This window comes from Azospirillum griseum (assembly GCF_003966125.1).
GTDB classification, from domain to species: domain Bacteria; phylum Pseudomonadota; class Alphaproteobacteria; order Azospirillales; family Azospirillaceae; genus Azospirillum; species Azospirillum griseum.
Genome location: NZ_RXMA01000015.1, coordinates 89,923 through 115,294 on the forward strand (window position 1 = coordinate 89,923; position 25,372 = coordinate 115,294).

The 25,372-nt window shown below is 67.2% G+C and carries 22 protein-coding genes; 9 read left to right on the forward strand and 13 right to left on the reverse strand.

What is annotated here, in order from left to right; all coding sequences use genetic code 11:
* From EJ903_RS16055 to EJ903_RS16075, 5 genes are all read right to left on the reverse strand, one after another.
* Complete coding sequence (locus EJ903_RS16055) at positions 1-1,284, reverse strand: TRAP transporter large permease (protein WP_126617229.1); 1,284 nt, start codon at positions 1,282-1,284, stop codon at positions 1-3.
* Complete coding sequence (locus tag EJ903_RS16060; protein ID WP_126617231.1) at positions 1,281-1,802, reverse strand: TRAP transporter small permease; 522 nt, start codon at positions 1,800-1,802, stop codon at positions 1,281-1,283. Before EJ903_RS16060 ends, EJ903_RS16055 begins: the two co-directional genes overlap by 4 nt.
* Before the next feature lie 63 nt (positions 1,803-1,865).
* Positions 1,866-3,746, reverse strand: coding sequence for a sensor histidine kinase (locus EJ903_RS16065; RefSeq protein ID WP_126617233.1), 1,881 nt, complete (start codon positions 3,744-3,746; stop codon positions 1,866-1,868).
* A 160-nt stretch (positions 3,747-3,906) separates the two neighbouring features.
* Positions 3,907-4,590, reverse strand: a complete 684-nt coding sequence (locus tag EJ903_RS16070; protein WP_126617235.1) for a glutathione S-transferase family protein — start codon at positions 4,588-4,590, stop codon at positions 3,907-3,909.
* A gap of 183 nt (positions 4,591-4,773) precedes the next feature.
* Positions 4,774-6,339 (reverse strand): methyl-accepting chemotaxis protein, encoded by a 1,566-nt coding sequence (locus EJ903_RS16075; protein ID WP_126617237.1) that lies wholly within the window; start codon positions 6,337-6,339, stop codon positions 4,774-4,776.
* 553 nt (positions 6,340-6,892) lie between these two features.
* Here EJ903_RS16075 and EJ903_RS16080 point away from each other — a divergent pair.
* The 6 genes from EJ903_RS16080 (at position 6,893) to EJ903_RS16105 (ending at position 14,169) form a co-directional block, all read left to right on the forward strand.
* Complete coding sequence (locus EJ903_RS16080; protein WP_210211460.1) at positions 6,893-8,155, forward strand: AGE family epimerase/isomerase; 1,263 nt, start codon at positions 6,893-6,895, stop codon at positions 8,153-8,155.
* A complete protein-coding gene (locus tag EJ903_RS16085; protein WP_126617239.1) occupies positions 8,152-9,666 on the forward strand; it encodes a sigma-54 interaction domain-containing protein in 1,515 nt (504 codons plus the stop codon). The genes EJ903_RS16080 and EJ903_RS16085 overlap by 4 nt, the downstream gene beginning before the upstream one ends.
* Before the next feature lie 218 nt (positions 9,667-9,884).
* Positions 9,885-11,405 carry a cytochrome c oxidase accessory protein CcoG gene (gene ccoG / locus EJ903_RS16090; protein ID WP_126617241.1) on the forward strand — a complete coding sequence of 507 codons (1,521 nt, stop codon included), beginning with the start codon at positions 9,885-9,887 and terminating at the stop codon, positions 11,403-11,405.
* Between the two features lie 42 nt (positions 11,406-11,447).
* A complete protein-coding gene (locus EJ903_RS16095; protein WP_126617243.1) occupies positions 11,448-11,870 on the forward strand; it encodes a DUF983 domain-containing protein in 423 nt (140 codons plus the stop codon).
* 4 nt (positions 11,871-11,874) lie between these two features.
* A complete protein-coding gene (locus EJ903_RS16100; protein ID WP_246015640.1) occupies positions 11,875-13,410 on the forward strand; it encodes an aminotransferase-like domain-containing protein in 1,536 nt (511 codons plus the stop codon).
* A 159-nt stretch (positions 13,411-13,569) separates the two neighbouring features.
* Positions 13,570-14,169, forward strand: a complete 600-nt coding sequence (locus EJ903_RS16105; protein ID WP_126617245.1) for a HupE/UreJ family protein — start codon at positions 13,570-13,572, stop codon at positions 14,167-14,169.
* 84 nt (positions 14,170-14,253) lie between these two features.
* On the opposite strand, the gene EJ903_RS16110 is transcribed toward EJ903_RS16105, so the two are convergent.
* The 6 genes from EJ903_RS16110 to hemP all read right to left on the reverse strand — a co-directional run bounded on the left by EJ903_RS16110 (position 14,254) and on the right by hemP (position 18,950).
* Positions 14,254-15,042, reverse strand: coding sequence for a 3-hydroxybutyrate dehydrogenase (locus tag EJ903_RS16110; RefSeq protein ID WP_126617247.1), 789 nt, complete (start codon positions 15,040-15,042; stop codon positions 14,254-14,256).
* A gap of 5 nt (positions 15,043-15,047) precedes the next feature.
* Positions 15,048-15,701 carry a 3-oxoacid CoA-transferase subunit B gene (locus EJ903_RS16115; protein ID WP_126617249.1) on the reverse strand — a complete coding sequence of 218 codons (654 nt, stop codon included), beginning with the start codon at positions 15,699-15,701 and terminating at the stop codon, positions 15,048-15,050.
* Positions 15,702-15,721: 20 nt separating this feature from the next.
* Positions 15,722-16,378: a CoA transferase subunit A gene (locus EJ903_RS16120; protein WP_126617251.1), complete on the reverse strand. Its 657-nt coding sequence runs from the start codon at positions 16,376-16,378 to the stop codon at positions 15,722-15,724.
* 2 nt (positions 16,379-16,380) lie between these two features.
* A complete protein-coding gene (locus EJ903_RS16125) occupies positions 16,381-17,772 on the reverse strand; it encodes a GntP family permease (RefSeq protein ID WP_126617253.1) in 1,392 nt (463 codons plus the stop codon).
* Between the two features lie 77 nt (positions 17,773-17,849).
* Positions 17,850-18,269, reverse strand: coding sequence for an SRPBCC family protein (locus EJ903_RS16130; RefSeq protein ID WP_126617255.1), 420 nt, complete (start codon positions 18,267-18,269; stop codon positions 17,850-17,852).
* 516 nt (positions 18,270-18,785) lie between these two features.
* On the reverse strand, positions 18,786-18,950 hold the full coding sequence (hemP, locus tag EJ903_RS16135) for a hemin uptake protein HemP (protein ID WP_126617257.1): 165 nt from the start codon (positions 18,948-18,950) through the stop codon (positions 18,786-18,788).
* A 192-nt stretch (positions 18,951-19,142) separates the two neighbouring features.
* Here hemP and EJ903_RS16140 point away from each other — a divergent pair, with 192 nt between their 5' ends.
* The 3 genes from EJ903_RS16140 to EJ903_RS16150 all read left to right on the forward strand — a co-directional run bounded on the left by EJ903_RS16140 (position 19,143) and on the right by EJ903_RS16150 (position 22,446).
* Positions 19,143-20,156: a LacI family DNA-binding transcriptional regulator gene (locus EJ903_RS16140; protein WP_126617259.1), complete on the forward strand. Its 1,014-nt coding sequence runs from the start codon at positions 19,143-19,145 to the stop codon at positions 20,154-20,156.
* Positions 20,157-20,412: 256 nt separating this feature from the next.
* Positions 20,413-21,597, forward strand: a complete 1,185-nt coding sequence (locus tag EJ903_RS16145; protein ID WP_126617261.1) for an MFS transporter — start codon at positions 20,413-20,415, stop codon at positions 21,595-21,597.
* A 171-nt stretch (positions 21,598-21,768) separates the two neighbouring features.
* Positions 21,769-22,446 carry an MJ0042-type zinc finger domain-containing protein gene (locus EJ903_RS16150; RefSeq protein WP_126617263.1) on the forward strand — a complete coding sequence of 226 codons (678 nt, stop codon included), beginning with the start codon at positions 21,769-21,771 and terminating at the stop codon, positions 22,444-22,446.
* A gap of 18 nt (positions 22,447-22,464) precedes the next feature.
* Here EJ903_RS16150 and EJ903_RS16155 read toward each other — a convergent pair whose 3' ends face one another.
* Positions 22,465-24,162, reverse strand: coding sequence for a response regulator transcription factor (locus EJ903_RS16155; protein WP_126617265.1), 1,698 nt, complete (start codon positions 24,160-24,162; stop codon positions 22,465-22,467).
* Positions 24,163-24,185: 23 nt separating this feature from the next.
* Positions 24,186-25,343, reverse strand: a complete 1,158-nt coding sequence (locus tag EJ903_RS16160) for a hybrid sensor histidine kinase/response regulator (RefSeq protein ID WP_126617267.1) — start codon at positions 25,341-25,343, stop codon at positions 24,186-24,188.
* Positions 25,344-25,372 lie beyond the last annotated feature (29 nt).

Sequence of the window (25,372 nt, forward strand, 5' to 3'; positions counted from 1 at the left end):
TCAGAACCCCATGCGCCGGGGCAGCCACAGCGCCAGATCGGGCCAGATCACCACAGCGATCGTTACCATGAGCATGGTGATGAGCGGCCAGATCACCCAACGGACGGTGCTTTCCATGGTGCAGCCGGTCATCCGGCAGGCCACCATCAGATTGACCGCCATCGGTGGAGTGAACTGACCCACCGCGATCATCAATGTCAGGATCACCCCGAACCACGTCAAATCCCAGTGATAGGCGGTGGCGATCGGGATCAGCAGAGGCAGCAGAATGATGAAGATGGAAATGCCGTCCAGGAAGGTGCCGACAATGACCAGCAGCACGATCAGCAGAGCCATCACCCCGCCTTCGCCGATGCCGAGGTTGAGAATGCCCTGGGTGATCGGGTCGATCACCGACAGCGTGCTCAACGCCCAGCCGAAGACGCTGGCCAGGGCGATGACGGTCAGGATGATGGCGGAGATTTCCGCCGCCTCCACCAGCATCGAATACAACTCGCGCAGGCGGATGGTCCGGTAGATCACCATGCCCAGCAGCAACCCATAGGCCACCGCGATCACCGCCGCTTCGGTGGGGGTGAAGATGCCAAAACGCAGTCCGCCGAGGATCAACACCTTGGCGAACAGGCCGAGTGCTGCGTCCCACAGGCTGCTCCAGAAGGGGGGGCGCGGCTCGTGCGACAGCTCCGTTCCCAGATTGTGGCGGCGGGCCAGCCACAAGGTGGGGACGATCAGCGCCAGACCGGCCAGGGTGCCGGGGATGATGCCCGCCGCAAACATCGAGGTGGTCGGGGCGGCGGGAACCAGCACGCTGTAGATGATGAGCGCAACCGATGGCGGAATCAGAATGTCGGTGGCCGACGCGGCGGCGATGGTGCTGGCGATGAAGGGGCGGGGGTAGCCCGCCCGGATCATGCTTGGCCCCATCACGCCGCAGACCGCCGCCGCGATGGCCGGGCCGGACCCGGAGATGCCGCCCATCATCATGGTGACGACCACGGCGATGACCGCCAGCGATCCCCGGCCATTGCCGATGATCGAGGTGGCAAAGCGCACCAGCTTCTGAGCCACGCCGGAGCGGTCGAAGATCGTTCCCGCCAGCACAAACATCGGGATGGTCATCAGCGGATACTTGGCGATGCCGGTGTAGACGCTGGTCGGAACCGAAATGATGCCGAGATGGGCGGTGGCGATGGCGGCGGTGCCCGCCAACCCCAAAGCCGCTGCGATGGGAACACCGACCAGCAGCATGATCAGGAAGGTGCCAAAGAGAAGGGCCGTGATCACGCTTCACCCTCCAGCTTTTCCGTGCCACGGCGGATGCGGACAATCCGCCCGACCGCGCGGCCCAGCACCGCCGCCGACAGCACCGGCAGACAGATGGTGTAGATCCATTGCGGCAGCCCCAGCGCCGGGGAGGTGACTTCGAAACGGTAATCGTCCCAGGTCGCCCAGGCCCCATAGACCACCAACAGCCCGTACATCGCCGCCATGCACAGCATGGAGAACACCTCTGCCCGCCGCCGGTTCTTCGGCGACAGCTTGTCGGCAACAAAGGTGATGCGGATGTGCCGATCCTTCACGACCGCTGCCGAGGCTCCCAAAAAGGTCAGCACGACCATCAGGGCGATGGAATATTCCTCGGTAAAGGCAAAGGAGACGTCGGTCAGGTACCGCATCACCACATTGGCAAACGTGATGAGCGCAACCAACGCCATGGTTGCGGCGACCAGCACTTCTTCAATGGCCAAAGGGACGCGTGGTGTGGGCACCGGTCGGACGACGGTGGGGTCGTGATCGCTCATCTTGCCGAATTCCTGATGGTGAGGGCCGGATTATTCCCAGCGCCACCATCCCTTTGCAAGAAACTATCGGTGTGGCGGAGGATCCCAGCCCGCCGTTTCGGCGATGGCTGCCATGCTGCCCATTGTGCGGTCGGTCAGGCGCGCGCATGGGGCCAGAGGCAGAAGCAGGGTGAAGCGGCTGCCCATCCCCACCCGGCTTTCCACCCCAACCGAACCGCCGTGCAGCGCGGCGATGCGGCGCACCATGTTCAGCCCGACCCCGGTCCCCGGCGCGCCGCTGGCGTTGTTGGCGCGGTAGAATCGGTCAAAGATGTGGGGCAGTGCCTCGGGCGGCACGCCGATCCCCTGGTCGATCACCGTCACCGCAAGCGACGCCCGGCCCATCGGATCGGTTTGGGTGGTGGCGTGCAACTCCACGGGGCTGCCGGGTGGGGAGTATTTGAGCGCGTTGCTCAGCAGATTGTGCACCGACAGCGCCACCAACGTCGAATCGCCGATCATGCGCGCAGGGCAACCGGACAGATCAAGGTGGATCGGCTGGTCGCCGTCATCGGGATTCGGGGCGGAATCGGCGGCGTCGCGCAACAGGTCAGGCAGGTCGATGGTGTCCCGGCGGAGGGTCACGGTGGGGTGGGAGAGGCGGTCGTCGGCCAGGCAGGTTTCCAGCAGGTTGACCTGCCGCCGCACCGCCTGCCGGATGCGGTCCAACCGGGGCAGCATTGACGGGGCCTTGCGCTCGGCCTCCAGGGACAACAGTTGCGCCGCGCTGTCGATGATGGCCAGCGGGGTCTTGAACTCATGCGCGGCCATGGACAGGTAGCTGTTCAGAGCGTGTTTGGCCGCCGTTTCGGCTGCCAGACGATCTTCGGCCTCTGCGCGGGCGGCGATGAGGCGATCCACCATTTCCGCCAGCCGGGCCTCGATCCGTCGGCGTTGGGTGACGTCCCGCAACAGCAGCATGCGCCCGACCGATTGGCGTCCACCGCTGGACAGGGTGACAACCGTTACCTCAAACGTCCGTCGTTCCGAACCGCGTGGCAGTTCGACCAGCCGCGCGGCGGAGTCGGGACTCAACGGGGCTGGACCGGTCAGCAGCGCGTCCAACGCGGGCAACGCGTCCAAACGCCCGCCGATCACGCCGCCGGGCTTGCGGCTCAAGGCGTTGGCGGCAGGGTTTGCCTCCACCACCGTCCCGTCGGCATCGAGCACCAGAACGGGATCCGGCATTGCGTCGAGCAGGGCGTGGTTGGCGACCGGCAGCAGCGCGAACAGACGCCGTCGGGTGATGAGCCAGTAAAACACCGCGCCCATCAGCAAGAAGCTGAAGGGGGTGGGATCGAAATCGAACAGAACGACGTTGTTGGTGACATAGCCGATGTTGGCCAACCACGGAACCGCCATCGCCAGCAGAAAGCCCAGGTAATGCGCGCGATAGGCGGGGGCGGCGCGGTGGATGCCGCTGGCGGTGACAACGACGCTCATCACCATGAAAACATACAGATAGACGGTTGTGGCGAAGAACCAGAAGCCATGCGTGTAATCCAGCGCGGCCCCAGGCTGGTCGTTGATCGGCACCGCCGACACATACATCAACCGATGCAGGTCGTTGGTCATCGCGACAGCCCAGGTCAACAATCCCATGCCGATGGGCAGCAGCCGCCAGCGTGGAGCCAATTCACCATGGATGTAGGACCATATGAACAGGGTCCAGAAGCTGGGCGCACCAACGATGCCGACCCAGGCCATCTTCGCCCAGAATTGCTTGTCGTCCGGCGCGACGGCGGCAATCTCCAAAGCGGCGGCGGTTGTCCACCAGGAGGCCGACAATTGCATGGCCACGAAATTGATCCGCCCGGGAAAGGGCGGCAGCCGACCACCACGCCACGCGATCCAAAGCGTGACCAGGACAGCCGCCAGCAACAGGATCGCGGGCGGACTCAGCATGCCTGAGGGCTGGGGCGGAAAGGCTGCGGTTCGGTCACGGCGTCTCGTGAGGGGATGATCACAGGGGGCAACCATTGATCCTAACATGGGCGCGCCGGGCATTGGCCCGAGCGCGGTTGCATCCGTCCCATGCGTTCTCGGCGCGCCGGTCGCCGCCCGATCAGGCGTAGGCGTAGGGGCCACCGCGTTCCAGGGCACGGCGGTAGGCCGGGCGGGCGTGGATGCGGTCAAGCCACGCCATGATGTGCGGGCGACTGGCGTCCAGACCGGCCCGCGCCACGGCGGTTTCCAGGGGAAAGCTCATCTGGATGTCGGCGACGCTGAACGGATCCCCGGCAAACCAGGGGTTGGCCGCCAGGTGGGCCTCCACATGGTCAAGATGCTGGGTCAAGCGGGGCGCGACCATGGCGGCGGTGACGGCTCCGGCGATCTTGCGGGCGATCGGGCGCAGCAGGAACGGCATTTGCGGGCCACCCATGCGGACCAGCACCAGTTTCAGCAACAGCAACGGCATCACCGAGCCTTCGGCGTAATGCAGCCAGTAGGTGCAGGCTCGTCCGGCGGCGGTTCGGGAGGGTGGTCGCAAAGCCCCGTCGCCGTGCGCGTCGGTCAGATACTCCAGGATCGCCCCCGATTCGGCGATGGTCAACGCCGTGCCGTCCCCGTCGTCGTCGGTGATGACCGGGGATTTCCCGAGCGGATGGACGGTGTGCAGGCTGGCCGGTGCCGCCATGGTCTGCGGATCCCGTTCGTAGCGCACGATGTCGTAGGGAAGGGCCATCTCTTCCAGCAGCCAGAGGATGCGCTGGGAGCGTGAGTTGTTGAGGTGATGAACGGTGATCATGGTGTGGGTTCCCGGTGTCGTGGGCGGTTGGGCAAGCGCCGTGTCGTCCTGACTGCCCTATACGTTAAGGCAATCCGTCTGGTTCACCGGAAACAGGCTGTTGCGTGAAAAAATGCGGTGGAAAACAATCAAGGCACCGGAAGACCGATGCCTTGATCGCAAACAGGAGCCGGAACCGAGGGATCAGGCGCGGCGCAGGGAGCCGACGAAATCACCCACCTGGGCCTGCATGGCGTTGACACGGGCCTGAAGCGAGGACATCGCCGTGCTCAACCGGCCCGAGGCGTCGCCGGTCTGCTCGGCGGCGGCGGTGGTGGCGTTGACATCGCCCAACAGGGCGCGCACGCCCTGCGCCGCTTCGTTCACGCCCCGCCCGATTTCGCCGGTGGCCGCGTTCTGTTCCTCCACCGCTGCGGCGATGGAGGCGCTGATTTCGCTGACGCTGGTGACAACCTTGGCGATTTCGGTGATTTCGCCCGCCGCCGCACCGGTGGATTCCTGAATGGCGCGGATCTGGCTTTCGATTTCCTCGGTCGCCTTGGCGGTCTGGTTGGCCAGCGCCTTCACCTCACCGGCCACGACCGCGAAGCCCTTGCCCGCCTCCCCGGCGCGCGCGGCTTCGATGGTGGCGTTCAGCGCCAGCAGGTTGGTTTGGCTGGCGATGGAGTTGATGAGCGTCACCACCGCGTTGACCTTGTCGGCCGCCTGGACCAGACCGGCGACGCGCTCTTCGGCGCGGTTGGCGCGAACCGACGCCTCTCCGGCGATCTGCTGCGAGCGTTGGGCCTGACCGGAGATCTCGCGGATCGACGCGGCGAGCTGTTCGACCGCCGCCGCCATGCTGTCGACGCTGCTGTTCACCGACGCGGCGTTGCCGGCGGCGCGCTGGCTGACCTCGCCGTTGCGTTCGGCGGCGGTGCTCAGCTGGCGGGTCGAATCGCCCATCTCGTTGGCGGTGGCGCACACCTCGGCCATCACGGAGCTGACCTGACGTTCGAAATTGTCGGCGACCCCGGCGATGGCGGCCCGACGGTCGCTTTCGGCGCGCTGGCGCATCCGCTCCTGGTCGGCTTGCAACTGCTGGCGTTCGATGCCCTGTTCCTTGAAGACCTGGACGGCGGCGGCCATGCGGCCGATCTCGTCGCTGCGGTCCTGCGAGGGGACCACCGTCGTGGTGTCACCCGAGGCCAGTTGCGACATGATGGCGGTCAATTGAACGATGGGTTTGGTGGCCCCGCGCACGATCCAGGCCAGCACACCGCAGACCACAACCAGAGCGGCGAATCCGGCGATGGCCAACATCGTGGCCCGCTCCAGCGCCTGCTTTTCGGCGCGGGCGGCGGACAGGCGAACCTCGACCGATCCGAGAACGGAGGTCTTGCCGTCGGCCTTGCGCACGATGTCGGCCTTGCGCACCAGGATCAGGGAGCCGCTGGCCGCCGCGTTGCCGTGGCTGGCAAACACCGTGCCCTTGGGATCCACCACCTTGCTGCTGACGTAATCGGCGTCGTTGGCCAGCGCGGCGAGCTGAGAGGTCGCGGAGTCCTTGTCCACATTCCACAGGGCTTCCGTCAGGCCACCCGCAATGATCTTGGTGGTCACGTCGGCGCGATCCTCCAGCGAGGTACGGCCATCCTCCAGATTCACCTTTGCGGCACCGATGACGGTGATGAGGGCCATCACGGTCACGAGCAGGGCGATGGGCATGACCACCCGCATGGCCAGTGCTCGGGTTATGAACTTCAGCATCCTACCGGCTCCCCTTCTGGTCGGCTCCTCGGTTCCCTGCAACCAAGGTGTGTCGTCCGCAAACAACGGACAATGTCGTGATCAAGAAGAACGCTGCCATCCGATCAGCAGGAACGCGTCGATGTCGATCCTGACAACCATGACGAGAGCGTTGCAATCTCCCCAGATGGACGCAATTTCATGCGCTTTGTTGTTGTGAGTAGAGCGTGTTGACCCTTAAGTTTTCGTTATCCAAACAACAGTCTATAAGCGGCGGCACGGATTTGCACATCGAAATTTCGTCAGGAAAACCCTGAAGATAGGTTTCGTTCCGTGGCGTTCCTGGCCCGGGGTATGAGAGAAAACGGACTCTGTTCGTCCAAAGGTGCCATGCGGTGGGGCTTGCGCGGGACCCGACCCGTTGCCCACTATGCGCGGTGGGAGGAGCCGTTGGCGGACGTCGAATCTGTTCAACCGCAGATACAGGCACGCAACGGCGCGGATCAACGCCCCGGACGGATGGCGCACCGTCGGGCGCACCCACATCAACAGGCGCCGATTGGAGCATTCGCCCGTGACCATCCTGACTTCCACATCCCCCGCATGGGCCAGTCTGGCCAGCCATCGGTCCTGGCTGCTGCGCCAAGCCGACGATCTGTTCGCCTTCTTCGAGAAGGCCAGCATCAACCCGTTGGGCGGCTTCCATGACCTCGATTCGCAGGGGCGTCCCCTGGCACCGGGTGCCGTTCCGGGTGCCCGTCCGGGCCGCGCCCTGCACGTCACCACCCGCATGGTCCATTGCTTTGCCATCGCGCATTTGTTGGGGCGGCCCGGTGCTGACGCGCTGATCGACCATGGCATGGAGTTTCTGTGGAACGGCCACCGCGATTCGGTGCATGGCGGTTATTTCTGGGGCGTGGGGTACGACGCGCCGACCGACGACACCAAGCAGGCCTACGGCCACGCCTTTGTCCTGCTGGCGGCGTCGAGCGCCAAGCTGGCCGGGCATCCCGACGCCGACCGGCTGTTGACCGACGTGTCCACCATCCTGGACGAACGGTTCTGGGAGGAGGAGCACGGCGCGGTGGCGGAGGAGTTCACCCGCGATTGGCGCAGCTTCGACCAGTATCGCGGCCAGAATTCCAACATGCACCTGACCGAAGCCCTGATGGCGGCGTTCGAGGCAACGGGCGACAGCCAGTATCTGCGGCGGGCCGAACGCATCGCCGACCTGATCGTGCGCCGCCACGCGGCGGCCAACGATTGGCGGCTGCCCGAGCATTTCCGCACGGATTGGAGCCTGGACCGCGACTATTCCGGCAGCCCGATGTTCCGCCCCTATGGGACCACCCCCGGTCATTGGCTGGAATGGGCGCGCCTGCTGCTGCAATTGTGGGAGATGGGCGGCCGCAAGGTGGATTGGATGCCGGGCGCTGCGTCCAGCCTGTTCCGGCAGGCGGTGGCCGATGGCTGGGACGCGAAGACCGGCGGTTTCTATTACACGCTGGAATGGGATGGATCGCCGCGCATCCGCGAGCGTTATTGGTGGCCCTGCTGCGAAGGCATCGGGGCGGCGGCCTTCCTCAACGCCACCGACGGCGACCCGTTCTATGAGGAATGGTATCGGCGGATCTGGAATTTCAGCGCCACCCGCCTGATTGACCGGGAGCATGGCGGCTGGCATCCCCAGTTGGGCGAGGACATGCAGCCCACCGTCAACCCGTTCTTTGGCAAGCCCGACCTGTACCACGCCTTGCAAGCCTGCCTGATCCCGCTGGTTCCGACCACCGGCAGCATCGCCGGTGGGCTGGCCCAGGGGCGGATCGCGCTGGGATGACGGGGATTCCCGGCGACGGCGGGCTTGACCGTGGTTTCGTCGGCGCGTTCGGCGTGGAGCCGGACGCGCTGCGTGGGCGCGCCATGCCGTCGCTGTTCGAGGCGCTCGACAAGCAGTCCGAAGGCACGGTGGCGGTGGACCGCGACGCCCGCGTCACCTGGATCAACGCCAAATACGCCCGCATGCTGGGCATCGCCGACCCGGCCCAGGCGATTGGCCGCGAGGTGGAGGAGATCATCCCCAACTCGCAAATGCGGCAGGTGATCGCCACCGGGCAGCCGATTTTGCTCGACCTGATGCGGTTCGGCGCGCAGCGGCTGGTGGTGTCCCGCTTTCCCCTGATCGACGATGACGGGGCGGTGGTGGGGGCGGTCGGCTTTGTCCTGTATGACAGCCTGCACCGGTTGAAACCGCTGTTGGCCGAACTGTCGCGGCTGGAAGCCGAACTGGCGGCGACCAAGCGGCGGTTGGACGAGCGGCGTCAGCCCCGCTACAGCCTGCAAAGCTACGTCGGCGACAGCCCGGCCTGTCTGGAGGTGAAGCGGCGGGCGCGGCTGGCGGCGCGTTCCGACGCGCCGATCCTGCTGATGGGCGAAACCGGAACCGGCAAGGAGCTGATCGCCCAATCCATCCATGTCCTGTCGGCGCGCTCCGGTCGGCCCTTCGTCGGCGTCAACGTCGCCGCCATTCCCGACACGCTGCTGGAGGCGGAGTTTTTCGGCGCGGTCGCCGGGGCCTACACCGGCATGGACCGGCGCGGGCGGGAAGGGCGGTTCAAAACCGCCGAGGGCGGAACCCTGTTCCTGGACGAGATTGGCGACATGCCGCTGGGCTTGCAGGCCAAGCTGCTCCGCGCCCTGCAGGAACAGGAGGTCGAGCCGCTGGGGTCGGACCGCCCGATCAAGATCGACGTCCGGGTGATCGCCGCCACCAACGTGGATTTGGAACAGCGCATTTTGGAGGGGCGGTTCCGCGCCGATCTCTATTACCGGCTGAACGTGCTGCCGATCCGCCTGCCGTCGCTGGCCGAGATGGGGCATGGGCTGGAGGCCATCGCCGAATCGGTGTTGCAGGACATCGCGTCCCGCACCGGCCTGCCCGCGCGCGGCCTGACGCCCGAGGCGGTGGAGCTGTTGAGCCGTCACCCCTGGCCCGGCAACGTCCGCGAATTGCGCAACGTGCTGGAGCGCGCCTGTCTGCTGACCGACAACCCGCGCCTGACCGTGGAGGATCTGGCCGAGGCGCTGCCCACCGCCCGTTGCGGCGCGATGCCGGTCCCGGCCGCCGCCCGTTTGCCATTGGAGGTGACGCCCTTGCCGGGTGCGGTCCCGCCTGTGCCCGATGCGCTGCCCGACTATGACAGCGCCTTTGACGCGTTCGAACGCGATCTGCTGCGCCGGGCCTTGGCGCTGTCCGATGGCAAGGCGGAGGTCGCCGCCCGCCGTCTGGGTGTATCGCGCGCGGCCTTTTACAAAAAGCTGGCCCGGCTTGGCTTGCGGGCGAAGGGCTAGATCAATCCATACAATACAGAATTGACTGCATGTTACGAATTGATTGCGTCGGAATGACGCAATCAATTCACTTGATGAATGCATTCAATCGGCGTAGGACTGATGCAGACAGCGACGGCGGTATTGCGATGCGCGGGCCGTCGCGTCGGCCCGGCGGCTCTTGCGCCGGTTCGGGCCTGTGCCGCGCCGCGCCGCTCCTTTTCCGACCGAGGCCGCCGATGCCCACCCCTCCGCCCCCCTCTGGCGGTGCCGCCACCGCTTTGCCGTTTCACGCCACGCCGTCGGGGCACTCGTCGGGGCCGCTGTCGCCGGGGCCGATGTACGCGTCGCGCCGCCGCATCCACCCGAAATCGGTCAAGGGACGCTACCGGCGGATCAAAACCGGCTTCGGCGTCGCGCTGCTGGCGCTGTTCGTCCTGCTGCCCTGGCTGCGCTGGGATCGCGGGCCGGGCGCGCCCGATCAGGCGGTGCTGTTCGATCTGGGCGAACAGCGCTTCTACATCTTCGGGGTGGAGCTGTGGCCCCAGCACATCTACTACATGACCGGGGCGATGATCCTGGCGGCGATCGGCCTGTTTCTCGCCACCACCGTCGCCGGGCGGGTCTGGTGCGGCTTCACCTGCCCGCAAACGGTGTGGACCGACCTGTATGTCTGGATCGAAAAGCTGACCGAGGGTGATCGCGGCGCCCGCATCCGCCTGGATCGCCAGAGCTGGACGGTGGCCAAGCTGCTGCGCAAGCTGGTGAAGCACACCGCGTGGCTGCTGGTGGCGCTGGTCACGGGGGCGTCGGGCATCTTTTATCTGACCGACGCGCCGACCCTGACGGCGGATCTGCTGCGCCTGGACGCGCCGGAACTGGCGGTGTGGTCGATCCTGTTCATCGCGGGCTGCACCTACGCCATGGCGGGGTTCATGCGCGAACAGATGTGCCTGTACGCCTGCCCCTGGCCACGCTTCCAGGCGTCGATGATCGACGAGGACAGCCGCGTCGTCACCTATCAACCCTGGCGCGGCGAAGGGCGCGCGCCCCTGCACAAGCACCAGAGCGCCGAGCAGCGCAAGGCCGAGGGGCTGGGGGACTGCATCGATTGCGGGGCCTGCGTGCAGGTCTGCCCGACCGGCATCGACATCCGCGACGGTTTGCAGATGGACTGCATCGGCTGCGGCCTGTGCGTGGACGCCTGCAACGACGTGATGGCCCGCATCGGTCGGCCCGGCGACCTCATCCTGTTTGACACCGCAGCGGCCCAGACGGCGAAGGCGGCGGGCGCGCCCCCCGCCAAGGCCCGGTTCCTGCGCCCCCGCACCATCGTCTACGCCCTGGTGATGATCGTGGTGGTTGGGGCGATGGCGATCAGCCTGTTGCTGAAGCCCACCGCCGACATCGCGATCCTGCGCGACCGCGCCCCGCTGTTCGTTCAACTGTCCGATGGCCGGGTGCAGAACGCCTACACCGTCAAGATCGCCAACATGACCCGGCAGGAGCGCCGCTATCAGTTGCGGTTGGATGGATTGACTGGATACGCGCTGGCCAGCGCCGGGGATGGGGCGGAAGCCACCCATCTGACGCTGACCGCCCCGCCCAGCGCCGTTGCCACTTACCGCGTTTACGCCCGTGTTCCGGCGTCGGTCCTGACCGCCCCGTCGCAGCCGGTGACGTTCGCCCTGAAGCCAGACGATGCCGGGGCCGAACCGCGCGGCGGTGCCCGCCACGACAGCGTGTTCATCAGCCCATAAACCGCCTCTCCAGCCACCCCTGCACCGTGTGGAGCGCCCGCGATGACCGATCCGCGTGACCATCATTCCCCATCGCCCGGCCTGTCACCGATGCGCTGCGGCTTGCGGGGCTGTTGCCCGCGCTGCGGGCGGGGGCGGCTGTTTGACGGCTACCTCACCCTTGCCCCGCGCTGCGCGGTGTGCGGGTTGGATTTCTCCTTCGCCGATCCGGCGGACGGCCCGGCCTTCTTCGTCATGTCCATCGTCAGCTTTCCGGTGGTCGGGTTCGCCGGGTGGCTGGAGGTGGCGATGGAACCGCCGCTGTGGGTTCACGCCCTGACCACGCTGCCGCTGCTGTTGATTGGCTGTCTGGGCTTGCTGCGGCCGCTGAAAGGATGGATTGTGTGCGCGCAACACATCCACAAGGCGGCGGAGGCCCGGTTGGCCGACCGGCCCCCCGAAGCCCGAACCGATCCGACAGCCTGAGCCAATGACCGACATGACGGTGGATCACGACGCGCCCGATCCGACGGAGTGGTTGCCCCGACTGGACCGGGCCAACGCGGCGGCCGGGCACACCGGTGCAGACGGGCAGACCGGCAAGGGCAAGCCGGTCTATCTCGCCATCGCCGACGCCATCGCTGAGGATGTCCGCGCGGGCCGTCTGGTCCCCGGCCAGCGCCTGCCGCCGCAGCGGGCCTTGGCCGCGCGCATCGGGCTGGATTTCACCACGGTCAGCCGCGCCTATGGCGAGGCCCGCCGCCGGGGGTTGGTGGACGCCCATGTCGGGCAGGGGACCTTCGTGCGGGCGGCGGCTCCTCCGCCTCCGTTGGCGGCGCTGGTCCGGCCGGTGGCGGAGCCGCGCGGCAACGACCGGCCTTTCATCGACATGACGATGAACCAGCCACCGATTCCCGATCACCCGGCCTTGCTCGACGCCCTGCGGCGCAGCGCGGCGGACGCGGTGCTGGGGTTGGAGGCCGGGCGCTTCCTGCGCTACCCCGACAACAGCGGCGGCGATGGCGCGGCGGCGGACAAGGCGGCGGCGCTGCGCTGGCTCCACCCCCGTCTGCCGGGGGTGACGGCGGAGCGGTTGATCCTGTGCCCCGGCACGCAAGGGGCGCTGCTGGCGCTGCTGACCCTGCTGACCCGCCCCGGCGACACGGTGATCGCCGAAGCGATGACCTATCCCGGTTTCAAGGCGGCGGCCCGCCAATTGGGGCTGACGGTGATCGGCGCGCCGATGGACGCCGACGGGCTGGACCCGGACGCCCTGCGCCCCCTGATCGAGCGGCACCGCCCGGCGCTGCTCTATTGCATGCCGACGCTGCACAACCCGACCGCCACCACCCTGCCGCTTAACCGCCGCCGGGCCTTGGCCGCGCTGCTGCGGGACCAGGCTTTGTTCGCCATCGAAGACGACATTTACGGCCCCTTGCTGTCGGATGGCGCGACCGACGACGGGCCGCCACCGCTCGCAGCGCTGGCCCCGGATCGGGTGTTCCACATCCATGGGCTGGCGAAATGCCTGTCGCCTGCCCTGCGCGTGGCCTATGTCGTCGCGCCTGACGCCCGGCAGGCGTTGCGGGTGACGGGTGCCCTGCGCGCCACCACCTTGATGGCCTCGCCGCTCACCACCGCCATCGCCACCCGTTGGATCGGGGAGGGGCTGGCCGACCGCCTGCGCGACGCCCTGCGCGACGAGGCGCGGGCGCGCCAGAGCCTGGCCGCAGCCGCGCTGCCACCCGGCTGTTTCGTCGCCGATCCCCAGGGCTTTCATCTGTGGCTGACCGTGCCGCCGCCCTGGACGCGGGGGGAGTTCGCCACCCATCTGCGCACGCGCGGCATCGCCGCCGTGGTCAGCGACACCTTTGCCGCTGGGGACACCGCGCCGGGTGAGGCCGTGCCCGAGGCGCTGCGGGTGTGTCTGGGGGCCGCCGCCAACCGGGCCGAATGCCGGTGGGTTCTGTCGGTGATCGCCGAGGCGCTGGAGCAAAGCCCGGCGCTGGCCGGGGTGATCGTCTGACCGGAGGGGGGCCGGAAGGGGGGGCGAGCCTTCCGGCACCGGTGCAACGGCTCTGGCGGGGCCGCATTCTTCTGTTACACTCTTTCGCAAGTGCGTACGACGCGCGCGGTTTTGCCGTGCGCGAACGTGCCCGATCCAATCCGCAGGGGATGCTTCCGTATGAAACGTTTCTCGCTCGCCGCTGTTTTGGCCGCTGCGCTGGTGGCCGTGCCCGCTGCCGCCAACGCCCACATGTTCGGCGCGCACGACGCCGGGTTCGTGCATGGGTTCACCCACCCGCTGGGCGGGCTGGACCATTTGATGGCGATGGTCGCCGTCGGGCTGTGGGCGGCGCAGCGGGGCGGCAAGGCCCTGTGGGCGCTGCCCGCCGCCTTCGTCGCCGCGATGATCGGCGGTGGCCTGATGGGGGCCGCTGGCGTCGCGCTTCCGGCGGTTGAGTTGGGGATTGCCCTGTCGGTGGTGGCGCTGGGCGCGTTGATCGCCGTGCAATCGCGCCTGCCCTTGGCCGCGTCGGTTGGTGTGGTCGCGCTGTTCGCCCTGTTCCACGGCCACGCCCACGGGGCGGAGATGCCGGAAGCCGCCGCGCCGCTGCTCTATGGCGCGGGCTTTGCGCTGGCGACGGCCCTGTTGCACGGGGCCGGGGTGGCGGCGGCGCTGGCCTTGCGCGGCTGGTCGCGGGGCCGGATCGGCGCGGCGCTGCTGCGCGGCCTTGGCGCGGTGATTGGTCTGGGCGGCGTGGCGCTGGTGGCGCTGGGCTGATCGCGAAGGGCTGAGAGCACACCAAAAAGGCCGGACGGGGCAGCCCGTCCGGCCTCTTTCGTGGGAACGGCGTGGGGTGTGGCGTTACTGCGCCGTCCAACCACCATCCATGGTCAGCGCGGCTCCGCGCATGTTGCCCGCCGCTTCGGAGCAGAGGAACACCGCCAACTCGCCCAACTGGTCGGGGGTGACGAAGGACTTGGAGGGCTGCTTTTCGCTCAACAGCTCGCGCCCGGCCTCCTCGACGCTGAGGCCCTTGGACTCGGCCAGGGCGTCGATCTGCTTTTGCACCAGCGGGGTCAGCACCCAGCCGGGGCAGATGGCGTTGCAGGTGATGTTGCTCTCCGCCGTTTCCAGCGCCGTCACCTTGGTCAGGCCGATGACGCCGTGCTTGGCCGCGACATAGGCCGCCTTGTTGACCGACGCGACCAGCCCATGGACGGAGGCGATGTTGATGATGCGCCCCCAGCCGCGCGTCTTCATGCCCGGCAGCGCCGCGCGGGTGCCGTGGAACACCGCCGACAGGTTGATGGCGATCACCGCGTCCCAGCGTTCGACCGGGAAGGCGTCCACCGGGGCGACGTGCTGGATGCCCGCGTTGTTGACCAGAATGTCCAGGCGGCCGAACTCGGCCTCCGTCGCGGCGACCATCGCCTCGATCTGCTCGGGCTTGGACATGTCCGCGCCGTTGTGATCGACACGGACGCCGAACTCGTCGGACAGCGCACCGCAGAGATCGGCGATGTGGGTGGGGTCGCCGAATCCGTTCAGCATCAGATCGGCCCCCTGCGCGGCCAGCTTGCGGGCGATGCCCAGGCCGATTCCGCTGGTCGATCCGGTGACAAGGGCGGCCTTGCCGTGCAATTGGGTCATGGTGCTCACCCTTCCAGGGGCATGGGTCGAAGGTCCGGGGATAGAATCAGTTCGCAACCCGTGTTGGCAAGCACCTGTTCAACCGTGACACCCGGCGCGGTTTCCTTCAGCACCAGACCGGCGTCGGTCGGCTCGATCACCGCCAGATCGGTGACGATCAGATCGACCCGGCGGACCGAGGTCAACGGCAGGGTGCAGTGCTTGACGATCTTCGATTCGCCCTTGGCGCTGTGCTGCATCGCCACAATGACGCGGCGCGCCCCGGTGACGAGATCCATCGCCCCGCCCATGCCCGGAACCATCTTGCCCGGAACCATCCAGTTGGCCAGATGGCCTTCCTCGTCCACCTGCAAGCCGCCCAGAACGGTGACGTCGAGATGGCCGCCGCGAATCAGGCCGAAGGACAGGGCGCTGTCAAAGGACGCCGCCCCCGGCAGGGCCGAGATGGGCGAGCCGCCCGCGTCGGTCAGGTCGTGGTTGTCGGCCCCGGCCACCGGGCCGGACATGCCGACGATGCCGTTTTCCGACTGGAAGAACACGTTGCGCCCGGCGGGGACGTAGCGGGCCACCAGGGTCGGCAGGCCGATGCCCAGGTTGCACAGGTCGCCGTCCTTCAGTTCCAGCGCGACGCGCTTGGCGATCAGGGTCTTTTCGTCCATGACGTGGGGTCTCCCGGTCTTCAGCGGTTCGAGTTGGAAATGAGGTGATCGACCAGAATCGACGGCGTCATCACCGCATCGGGCGGGATGCAGCCGACCGGCACGATGTCCTCGGCCTCCGCGATCACGGTGGTGGCGGCCATCGCCATGATCGGGTTGAAGTTCCGCGCGGTCAGCGCGTAGGTCAGATTGCCGTAGAGATCGGCCTGCTTGGCGGCGATCAGGGCGAAATCGGCCTTGATCGGCAGCTCCAGCAGATAGGTCTTGCCGTCGATCTCCACCGTGCGCTTGCCCTCCTCCACCGTGGTGCCGACGCCGGTCGGGGTCAACACCCCGCCCAGCCCGACCCCGCCGGAGCGGATGCGCTCGGCCAGCGTGCCTTGCGGAACCAACTCGACCTGGATGTCCCCGGCGATCATCTGTTTCTGGGTTTCGGGGTTCAGGCCGATGTGGCTGGTGATGACCTTCGCCACCAGCCTTTCCACCACCAGCTTGCCCAGCCCCATGGCGGGGCGGGCGGTGTCGTTGGCGATGATGGTCAGGTCGGATTTGCGTTGGCGGATCAGTTCATCCACCAGCCGGTTGGGACCGCCCACGGCCATGAAGCCGCCGATCAGCAGCGACGCGCCGTTGGGGATGCGGGCAACCGCGTCTTCCAGGGAAATCAGTTTGCTCATGGTCAGACGATCCCGGTCAGGTAGTAAACGGCGATGACAACGAAGACCGCCAGGGTCTTGATGCAGGTGATGGCGAAAATGTCACCGTAAGATTGCCGGTGGGTCAAGCCGGTCACGCCCAGAAGGGTGATGACGGCCCCGTTGTGCGGCAAGGTGTCCATGCCGCCGCTGGCCATGGCGGCGACCCGGTGCAGAACCTCCATCGGGATGCCGTTGGCGTTGGCGGCGGCGATGAACTGGTCGGCCATGGCGGCGAGCGCGATGCTCATGCCGCCCGACGCCGATCCGGTGATCCCGGCCAGCGTGGTGACGGTGATCGCCTCGTTCACCAGCGGATTGGGAATGGCCTTCAGCGCGTCGGCGATGACCAGGAAGCCGGGCAGGGCGGCGATGACCGCGCCAAAGCCGTATTCCGACGCCGTGTTCATCGAGGCGAGCAACGATCCGCCGATGGCGGCCTTGGTCCCTTCGGCAAAGCGCTGGGACACCGGTTTCCAGGCAAAGGCCAGCACGATCAGGATGCCCGCCAGCAGCGCGCCTTCCACCGCCCAGATGCCCGCGACCGACGGGACGGCCGTGACCAGTGGCTTGGCCCCCGGCGTCAGCGCCACCGAATGGCTGGTTCCGTACAGGCCGGGGATGGCCAGGGTGAAGACCTTGTTCAGCACGCCGACCATCACCAGCGGCAGCAGGGCGATCAGCGGATTGGGCAGGGATTCGGCGGCGATGGCCTCCGGCTCGTTGCTGTGGCCGGTGCCATAGCCCTCACCGCGCGCGGCGGCGGCGCGCACCCGCCATTCCAGATAGACGATGCCGACGGCCAGGATGAAGATCGCCCCGATGGTCCCCAGCCAGGGGGCGGCGTAGGCGTCGGTCTTGAAGAAGGTGGTCGGGATGATGTTCTGGATCTGCGGGGTGCCGGGCAGGCTGTCCATGGTGACGGTGAAGGCCCCCAGCGCGATCACGCCGGGGATCAGGCGCTTGGGAATGTCGCTCTGCCGGAACATTTCGGCGGCGAAGGGGTAGACGGCGAAGACCACGACGAACAGCGAAACCCCGCCATAGGTCAGCAGCAGGCAGACCAGGACGATGGACATCACCGCCCGCTCGCGCCCGATCAGCGCGATGACCGCCGAGACGATGGATTTGGAGAAGCCCGACAGCTCGATCACCTTGCCGAACACCGCGCCCAGCAGGAAGACCGGGAAATAGAGCTTCACGAAGCCGACCATCTTGTCCATGAACAGGCCGGTGAAGATCGGCGGCACGGCGACGGGGTCGGTCAACAGAACCGCGCCCAGTGCGGCGACCGGCGCGAACAGGATGACGCTGAAGCCGCGATAGGCAACCAGCATCAGGAACGCAAGCGCTCCCAGGCAGATCAGGAAACTCATGCGGGCGGTGCTCCCCTTTGGGGTGTGTTGTTGTCGGTTGGCGTTGGTTGGCTTTGGATTGGTCTGGTTCTGGTCGATCAGGGCGGAACGCCGACCAGCAGGCGGCGCAGCCGTTCGGCCCCGTCGTCGTACAGGCGGCGGACGGTGTCTTCGGACTGGTCGGTGGTGGCGCGGAAGGTGGCGGTCCAGGTCAACAGCGCGTGGGCGTCGGCCATCGGCTGGACGCGGATCTGCGCCAGCAGGTCGGCCACCGGGTAAGGGCTGTGGAGGATGCTGTAGCTGTAGGCGCTGGCGGTCCGGCTGACATGGTCGAGCCGTTGCAGCAGCGTGGCCCCATCGGCGAGATGCAGGCGGCGCAGCGCGCCCTTGCCGTGGCCCGCGACGGTCATGGCGACGGCCCCCGGATACCAGTCGCACAGGCGGCCATCCCAACGCACCAACGGCCACAGGCGGTGGGCCGGGTCGGGCAACAGGATGGTGGTGGTGACGAGCGGCATCGGCGGTGTCTTCGCGCAGGGTCCCCGTTGGGGGCGTGCCGCTCCCTTCGCAAGGCACATGCCAGCCTGAAACCGGGTTCCCTGATGCCGCCATCCCTATGAAAAGGCACAGGAAAACAGGGGTGATGCGAATCGACGTCGTCGCAAAATCTCTTTTTGGAGACTCTGCGACGAATCTGCGTCTCAAAATGAATACTGAGTCTCAGAAATGAGATTTTGTGAGGCGGTCCGGCGCTGTGCCAACCGGTCGCAACCCGGCGTTGACAATTCGCAATGGCGGGTGGGGGCGCGACGCCTAGCCTTCCGGAGCGCGCACCGGTGGGTCAATGGACCCATCGCGGCGCGCGTGACGGAGGCCGATCATGAATTTCGACGCGCAGACCTACATCGCCCTGGCGGGGGCGGCGAGCGTCATCGTCGTGACCATCGGTGTGTTCGTGTTCCTGCTGACCCGTGGCGACAAGTGACGCCGCCACGGCGCGGCTCCATCCGGGCTGACTCTGACTGGGCTGGCTCTTACTTGGTCAGGATCAGCTTGTTGGCCCGCGTCACCCGCAGGCGGTAGCTCTGCCCGGCGTGCTGGATGACGATTTCCCGGCTGCCCGCCATCAGGCCAGCGGATTCCACGATCGGCAGAGACAGGGCGGGACCGGCGGACGGGGCGGCGGCGGCTTGCTGCATGGGGGCGCTCTCTCTTCGGTTGGGGTGGCTTCGGTGGGGTGGCGATGGAACGGGAGCCTACTGAAGCTTCAGCGCAAATGCAAGTCATTCTCATTTGAGGCGCGAGGCCCCGACCATGGACGGGGGCGGTGGGATCGCCTATCATCCCTTCCGATATTCAGGGCATTCAACAATCGGGAGGGGTGGGCGGCGATGACGGCGGGCAAGCGTTACGCGTCGTCCACGGATGTGGCCCGGCTGGCCGGGGTGTCGCAATCGGCGGTGTCGCGCACCTTCACGCCGGGCGGCAGCGTGTCGGCGGAAACCCGGCGCAAGGTGATGGCGGCGGCGGACGCGCTGGGATTCCGCCCCAGCATCATCCCGCAAATCATGCTGACCAACCGGTCCGGTCTGGTCGCGGTCATCGTCGGCGGCCTGCGCAACGCCTTTTACGGCGCGGTGCTGGAACGATTCGCCACCCGGCTGCGCGACGCCGGGCATCAGGTGCTGTTGGTTCCGGTGGAAAGCGACTACACGCTCGACACTGTGCTGGAGGAGCTGCGCAGCTACCGGGTGGACGCCATCGTCAGCGGTCTGGCCGTGCTGTCGCAGGAGGTGGCCGACGCGCTGTCGGCCTTCCGCATCCCCATCGTGTCCTGCAACACCAGCGTGACCAGCGACTGGGTGGCCTCGGTCGATTCCGACAACCGGGGGGCCGGGCGGGCGGCGGCGGACTGGCTGCACCGCTGCGGCGGCACCCGCTTCGCCTTCCTCGCCGGGCCGGAGGAAAGCCCGGCCAGCCGCGACCGCCTGGACGGCTTTCGCGCCGGGTTGGCGGCGTTGGGGTTGGAGCCGCCGCGCGTCATCAACGGCGATTACACCTATGACAGCGGTCAGGCGGCGGTGTCGCGGCTGTTCGCCGACGGCCCGGCCGACGCGATGTTCTGCGCCAACGATCTGGTGGCTCTGGGGGCGATGGACCGCATCCGCAACGGGCTGGGCCTGCGGATTCCCGAGGATGTGATGGTGATCGGCTATGACGACATCCCGTCGGCCGCTTGGGAATCCTACCGCCTGTCCACCTTCGACCAGGACCCGGAGGGGCTGGTGGTGCAAGCCCTGGATCTGGTGCGGGAAATGAGCGAGCAGGGACCGGCGCGCGGGCGGGTCCGGGTGGTCGAGGCCCGCTTCATCCCACGCGGCAGCACCCGCCAACCCATGGCCTGATACAGTTTGCTGCATCGCACAATATTGCCCCGGCGATCATCGGGATTTCCAACATTTGCAGGGCCGTGCCGGGCCGTTGCGCGCCCGGTGCAGGGCTGTTCTGCGCATTGCATAGCTATGCAGTGAGACGAAGTTCGGGTTTCATGGTGTGGCGTTGCGCCGCAGCATAGACCCGTGTTCTGTCTGGCCCCGACGCGCGTCCCGCCGCTGTCCGCCCCCCGCCCCCCCCGCCCGCCCGTCATCAGGAGCTTGCCGCATGGTTCCGCCCCCCATTCTCGCCCTTGCCGCCGCGTCCTTCGGCATCGGGACCACCGAATTCGTCATCATGGGGCTGCTGCCCGACGTGGCGCGCAGCCTGGAGGTCACGGTCCCGCAGGCCGGGTATCTGGTGTCGGGCTATGCGATGGGTGTGGTGGTCGGTGCGCCGCTGATGGCGATGGCCACCGCGCGCCTGCCGCGCAAAACGGCGCTTCTGGCCCTGATGGCGATTTTCCTGCTGGGCAATGTGGGGTGCGCGGTTGCGCCGAACTATTGGCTGCTGATGGCCGCGCGGGTGCTGACCGCCTTCGCGCATGGGGCGTTTTTCGGCATCAGCGCCGTGGTGGCCAGCGATCTGGTCCCGCGCCACCAGCGCACGCAAGCGGTGTCGCTGGTCTTTTCCGGCCTGACCATCGCCAACATCCTGGGCGTGCCGTTGGGAACCGCGCTGGGGCAGGTGACGGGCTGGCGCTCCACCTTCGTCGCGGTGGTGGCGATCGGCGTCATCGCCGGGCTGGCGATGCTGCGCTTCCTGCCGTCGGGCCTGCCGGGGTCGGCGGGTGGCCTGTCGTCGGAATTCCGGGCGCTGCGCCGCTGGTCGGTGTTGCTGCCGATGATCATCAGCGCGGTGTCGTCGGTCAGCCTGTTCGCCACCTTCACCTACATCGCCCCGCTGCTGGAGCATGTGGCGGGCATGACGCCGCAGGCGGTGACGGGCGCGCTGTTCGTCTTTGGCATCGGCATCACGCTGGGCAATTTCGCCGGTGGCCGTCTGGCCGACAAGAGCGCGCTGGCGACCATCGCCGGGGCCTTTCTGGCGGTGACGCTGGTCATGCTGGCCTTTGCCTTCACCAGCGCCGCACCGCTTCCGGCGGTGTTGACGGTCGGGGTCTGGGGCTTTGTGTCCTTCGCCGTCGGCGCGCCGCTTCAGCTCTGGGTCGTCGATGCGGCGACCGAGGCGCCGAACCTCGCCTCCACCCTCAACCAGGGGGCGTTCAATCTGGGCAACGCGCTGGGGGCCTGGATCGGTGGCATGGCGATCAGCCTGGGGGTGGGCTACGCCGATCTGCCGTGGATGAGCGCGGCGATCGCCGTGGTGGCCCTGGGCCTGACCCTGAGCGCCCGCAACGGCGTGGCGGCCCGCCCGGCGCAGGACGAATTGGTCTGCGACACCCCGAGCTGAGGGCGCTGCGGACCTGCCTATAGGGTGCCTGCCCACGGGATGTGGTGCGCGTGGAACCGATGAGGTCGGCCCCTGGCCCGGAGACGGGCGAGGGGCCTTTTTTTGGCATTGGGTTGCGTCCGGGTCCGGCCCTATCTATAAGGCAAGAACCAACCTTTTCCCGACGGCGCGATGATCGTTTCCTGCCCGAACTGCGCGACGCGTTACACCCTGTCCGAATCCTCGGTCGGGGTGAACGGTCGCAAGGTGAAATGCGCCAAATGCGGCCACATCTGGTGGCAGCGGGCGGTGGAAACCGATCTGTTCGCCGCCGACCTGTCGGACGCGCCGACGGAAATCCGTCCGTCCAGCCCGATGGGCGGCAAGGGAAAGACCAAGGGCGGGAACAGCAAAAAGCCGTCGGCCTTCTCCCGCCCGGACAAGCGGACGATTATTGGGCTGGCAGGGTTGTCGGTGGTGGTCGCTGGGATCGCCGTTGGTGCGTTTTTTGCCCGCGACCAGATCGTGCACCGCTGGCCACCCGCCGCGCTGCTGTTCGAAACGGTCGGGGTGCCGGTCGAACCGCCCGGTGCCGGGTTGCAATTGCAGAATGTCCGCTCCGAACAGAAGATCGAGGGCGGGGCGACCCGGTTGGTCCTTCAGGGGCAGATCGTCAACCTGTCCACCGTGGAACGTTCGGTTCCACGCCTGCGCGCGGTGTCGCTGGGGGCTGACCGCAAGCCGCTGCAAACCTGGCTGATGGATCCCTCCGCCGAACGGCTGCAACCCGGTGACGTCGCCACCTTCCTGCACACCCAGCTGGACCCCGGCCCGGTCGCCGAAGTCACCATCACGCTGGATGGCGGCTGAAGACGCCGGGGCGCGGGGTCAAACCGACAGGAACACCTTGTTGGACGGCAGGCGGTAAGGGCGCTCGGGTTCCGGCTTGGGTTCGCCAATCGCCTTGCCCGACATCAGCACCGCGCCCGCCGCGACCAATTGCCGACAGATCACGCTGGCGTCCACGCTGGAGGTCCACACGTCGAATCCGGCGTTGGCGGCCGCCCGGATCGCTTCCTGCACCGCTTGCGCCATGCGTTCGCGGCGCAGGCCGGTGTTGTTCAGCACGTTGGCATCCAAATGCAGGATACCAACCCCCAGCGGCTTCAAGCCGGTCAGGCGTGGATCGTTGACGTTCAGGGCGGCGGCGATGGGGCCGCCGATGGGCGTCAGCTTGGCGATGATGTGCCGCAACAGGCCGGTGGGAACCTGATCGTCGAGATGGGTCAGCAGAAACCCCATTTGCCCCTTGTCGAGCAGACGGGAGGCGTCCTCCAACTGGCGTTCAACCTTGTAGGTTCCCATGTCCTGAAAGACCGGGATGGCCAACGGAACCAGCACCGGCCCCAGTTTGCGCCCGATTTCCGGAGACGCTGCGGCGGCCATCACGTCGCGCACCGCGCGGTCGATGACGTGGCACTGCAAATCGCACATCATCGGATCGGACACCCCGCGCAGCAGGGTGCGATCCTCGGGCACGAACGCCCCGTTGATCTTGCGCCGCCAGCGCAGATGCGTGGCCGTCACCGCCTGGGCGCGGGCGTCCCACAGGGGCTGATAGCCAATCTGGAGGGTCTCGGCGATGTCGGCGAAGCTTTCCGGCGGTGGGCCGCCGCCGTCGCCAGGGGTGCGCAGGGCGCTGGCGAACAGGGTTTTCAATGTGCGCGACAGCTCGGGGTCAGGGGCCGGATCGTCCGGGTCGGCCAATCCGGGCGATTGCGGTCCGGAGGCATTGCTGGCTTCACCCTCGCCGCTTTCGGCGTTGTGCTTGCCCATCGCGTGGGTCAGCCGCATGCGCAGCAGGGTCATGCGGTCCGCCGCCTCCCCCCGGTCGGTGGTGGCGAGCACGACCAGACGGCTTCCCGCCCCCAACTCCACCATCACATCGGAGGGTGTCAGGGTCTCGTTCAGCACGCGGGCCAGCACGGCGGTGATCTTGTTGCGCGCTGATGGTGTCAGCGTCAGGAAATCGCGGTGAATGTCCTCCGGTGACAGCACGAAGACACGGCCCTTCAACGACGCCCCGGCGATGTCGGCGATGCGTTCCAACGGGGTTGGTGGTGGCGGTTCGGTCACGCTGTCGTCGATGTTGTTTTCGCGCTGCAACCCTTTGAACAGGCGGACGAACTGCTTTTCCTTCAACTCCCCGGCCTGGCGGGCGCGGGAGAGGCGGGAGTCGATGGTGGCGACCAGCACGCGGTAATCCACCGGCTTGGTCAGGTAATCGTCGGCCCCGATCTCCCGCCCGGCGATCACATCCTCCTTGTCGCTCAGCGCGGTCAACAGGATCACCGGCATTTCGGCGAGCGTCGGATGGTCGTTGCGGATGGCGGCCAGCATTTGCAAGCCCGTCATCACCGGCATGGAGATGTCCGACACCACCAGATCCGGGGGAGACTGCTCAATCAGGGCCAGCGCCTCCCGCCCGTTGCCGGCGGTGGAGACCTGATGACCCGCGTGGGTCAGCACGATTTCCAGATTGTCGCGCAGATCCACCTCGTCTTCGACCAGCAGCACATGGCCCATGGCGTTTCCCTTTCCCGATCCGGTCAGTTGGCCGCCGTTTTGGCCACCGCCGCCGCACCGGACAGCGGAAGATGGACGGTGAACAGGCTGCCCCGTCCGACCGCGCTTGTCACCTCGATCCGGCCGCCGTGCAGGCGCACGAACTGGTCGGCCAGATACAGCCCGATCCCCGTTCCGGCGATGCCGCTGGAGGTCGAAGCCCGGAAGAACTTGTCGAACAGGCGCGGAATTTCCTCGGTCGGGATGCCGACACCCTCGTCGGCCACGGTGATCTGCACCTCCTGTGCGTTCACCCCGGCGCGCAGCAGAACCCGGTCGCGCCCTGGCGAATATTTCACGGCGTTGCTCAACAGGTTGGTGACGATGTGGTCGATCATGCGCGGGTCGGCCGGAATGCCCGTCGGCACGCCAACCGTTTCCACAACGATGCGGTGGCTGGTGATGGTGCTTTGCAGGCGGTCGGCGGCGGTCCGCAACAGGGCGGCGAGGTCGGTCGGAACCGGGTGCGCCTCCAATCCGCCCGCCTCAAGTTTCGAGATGTTGAGCACGCTTTCCATCAGTTCCGTCATCCGGCGGACGGACTCGCGGATCATGCCGATGCGCTTGCCGCGCTGCTGGTCGGTGATCTGATAGGGACCGCCGAGGATCTCGCAGGCGCTGTCAATGATCGCCAGCGGGGTGCGGAATTCGTGGCTGACCATGGCGACGAACTCCCGCTGCTGTTTGGCGGCGGCGCGCTCGCGTTCCAAGGCGTTGCGGGTGACGTCGGCCTGCCGGATCAACTCGCGTTCGGCCTGATGCAACCGGTGTTGGCGCAGCCCGGCGTCCACCGCCTCGATCACCGTTTCGACCGGTGTCGGTTTGGTCAGAAAGCGGAAGACATGCCCACGGTTGACCGCCTGGATGGCGGTGTCCTGGTCGGCGTTGCCGGTCAGCATGATGCGCACGGCGTCGCCATGGTGCTTCTGGCATTCGGACAGGAATTGAACCCCGTTCATCCCCGGCATCCGCATGTCGGCGATGATGACGGCGATGCCGGGTTCCGCGTCGAGAATCCCCAAGGCTTCCTGTCCGCCCAGCGCGGTCAGCAGGGTGTAACGGCGGCCCAGATGGCGGCGGTAGCCGGACAGGACGTTGGGATCGTCATCGACCAGCAGGACTTTTTCGTTCGGTTCTGGCATCCGACCGGCTCTTTCCCAAAGGATCAGCG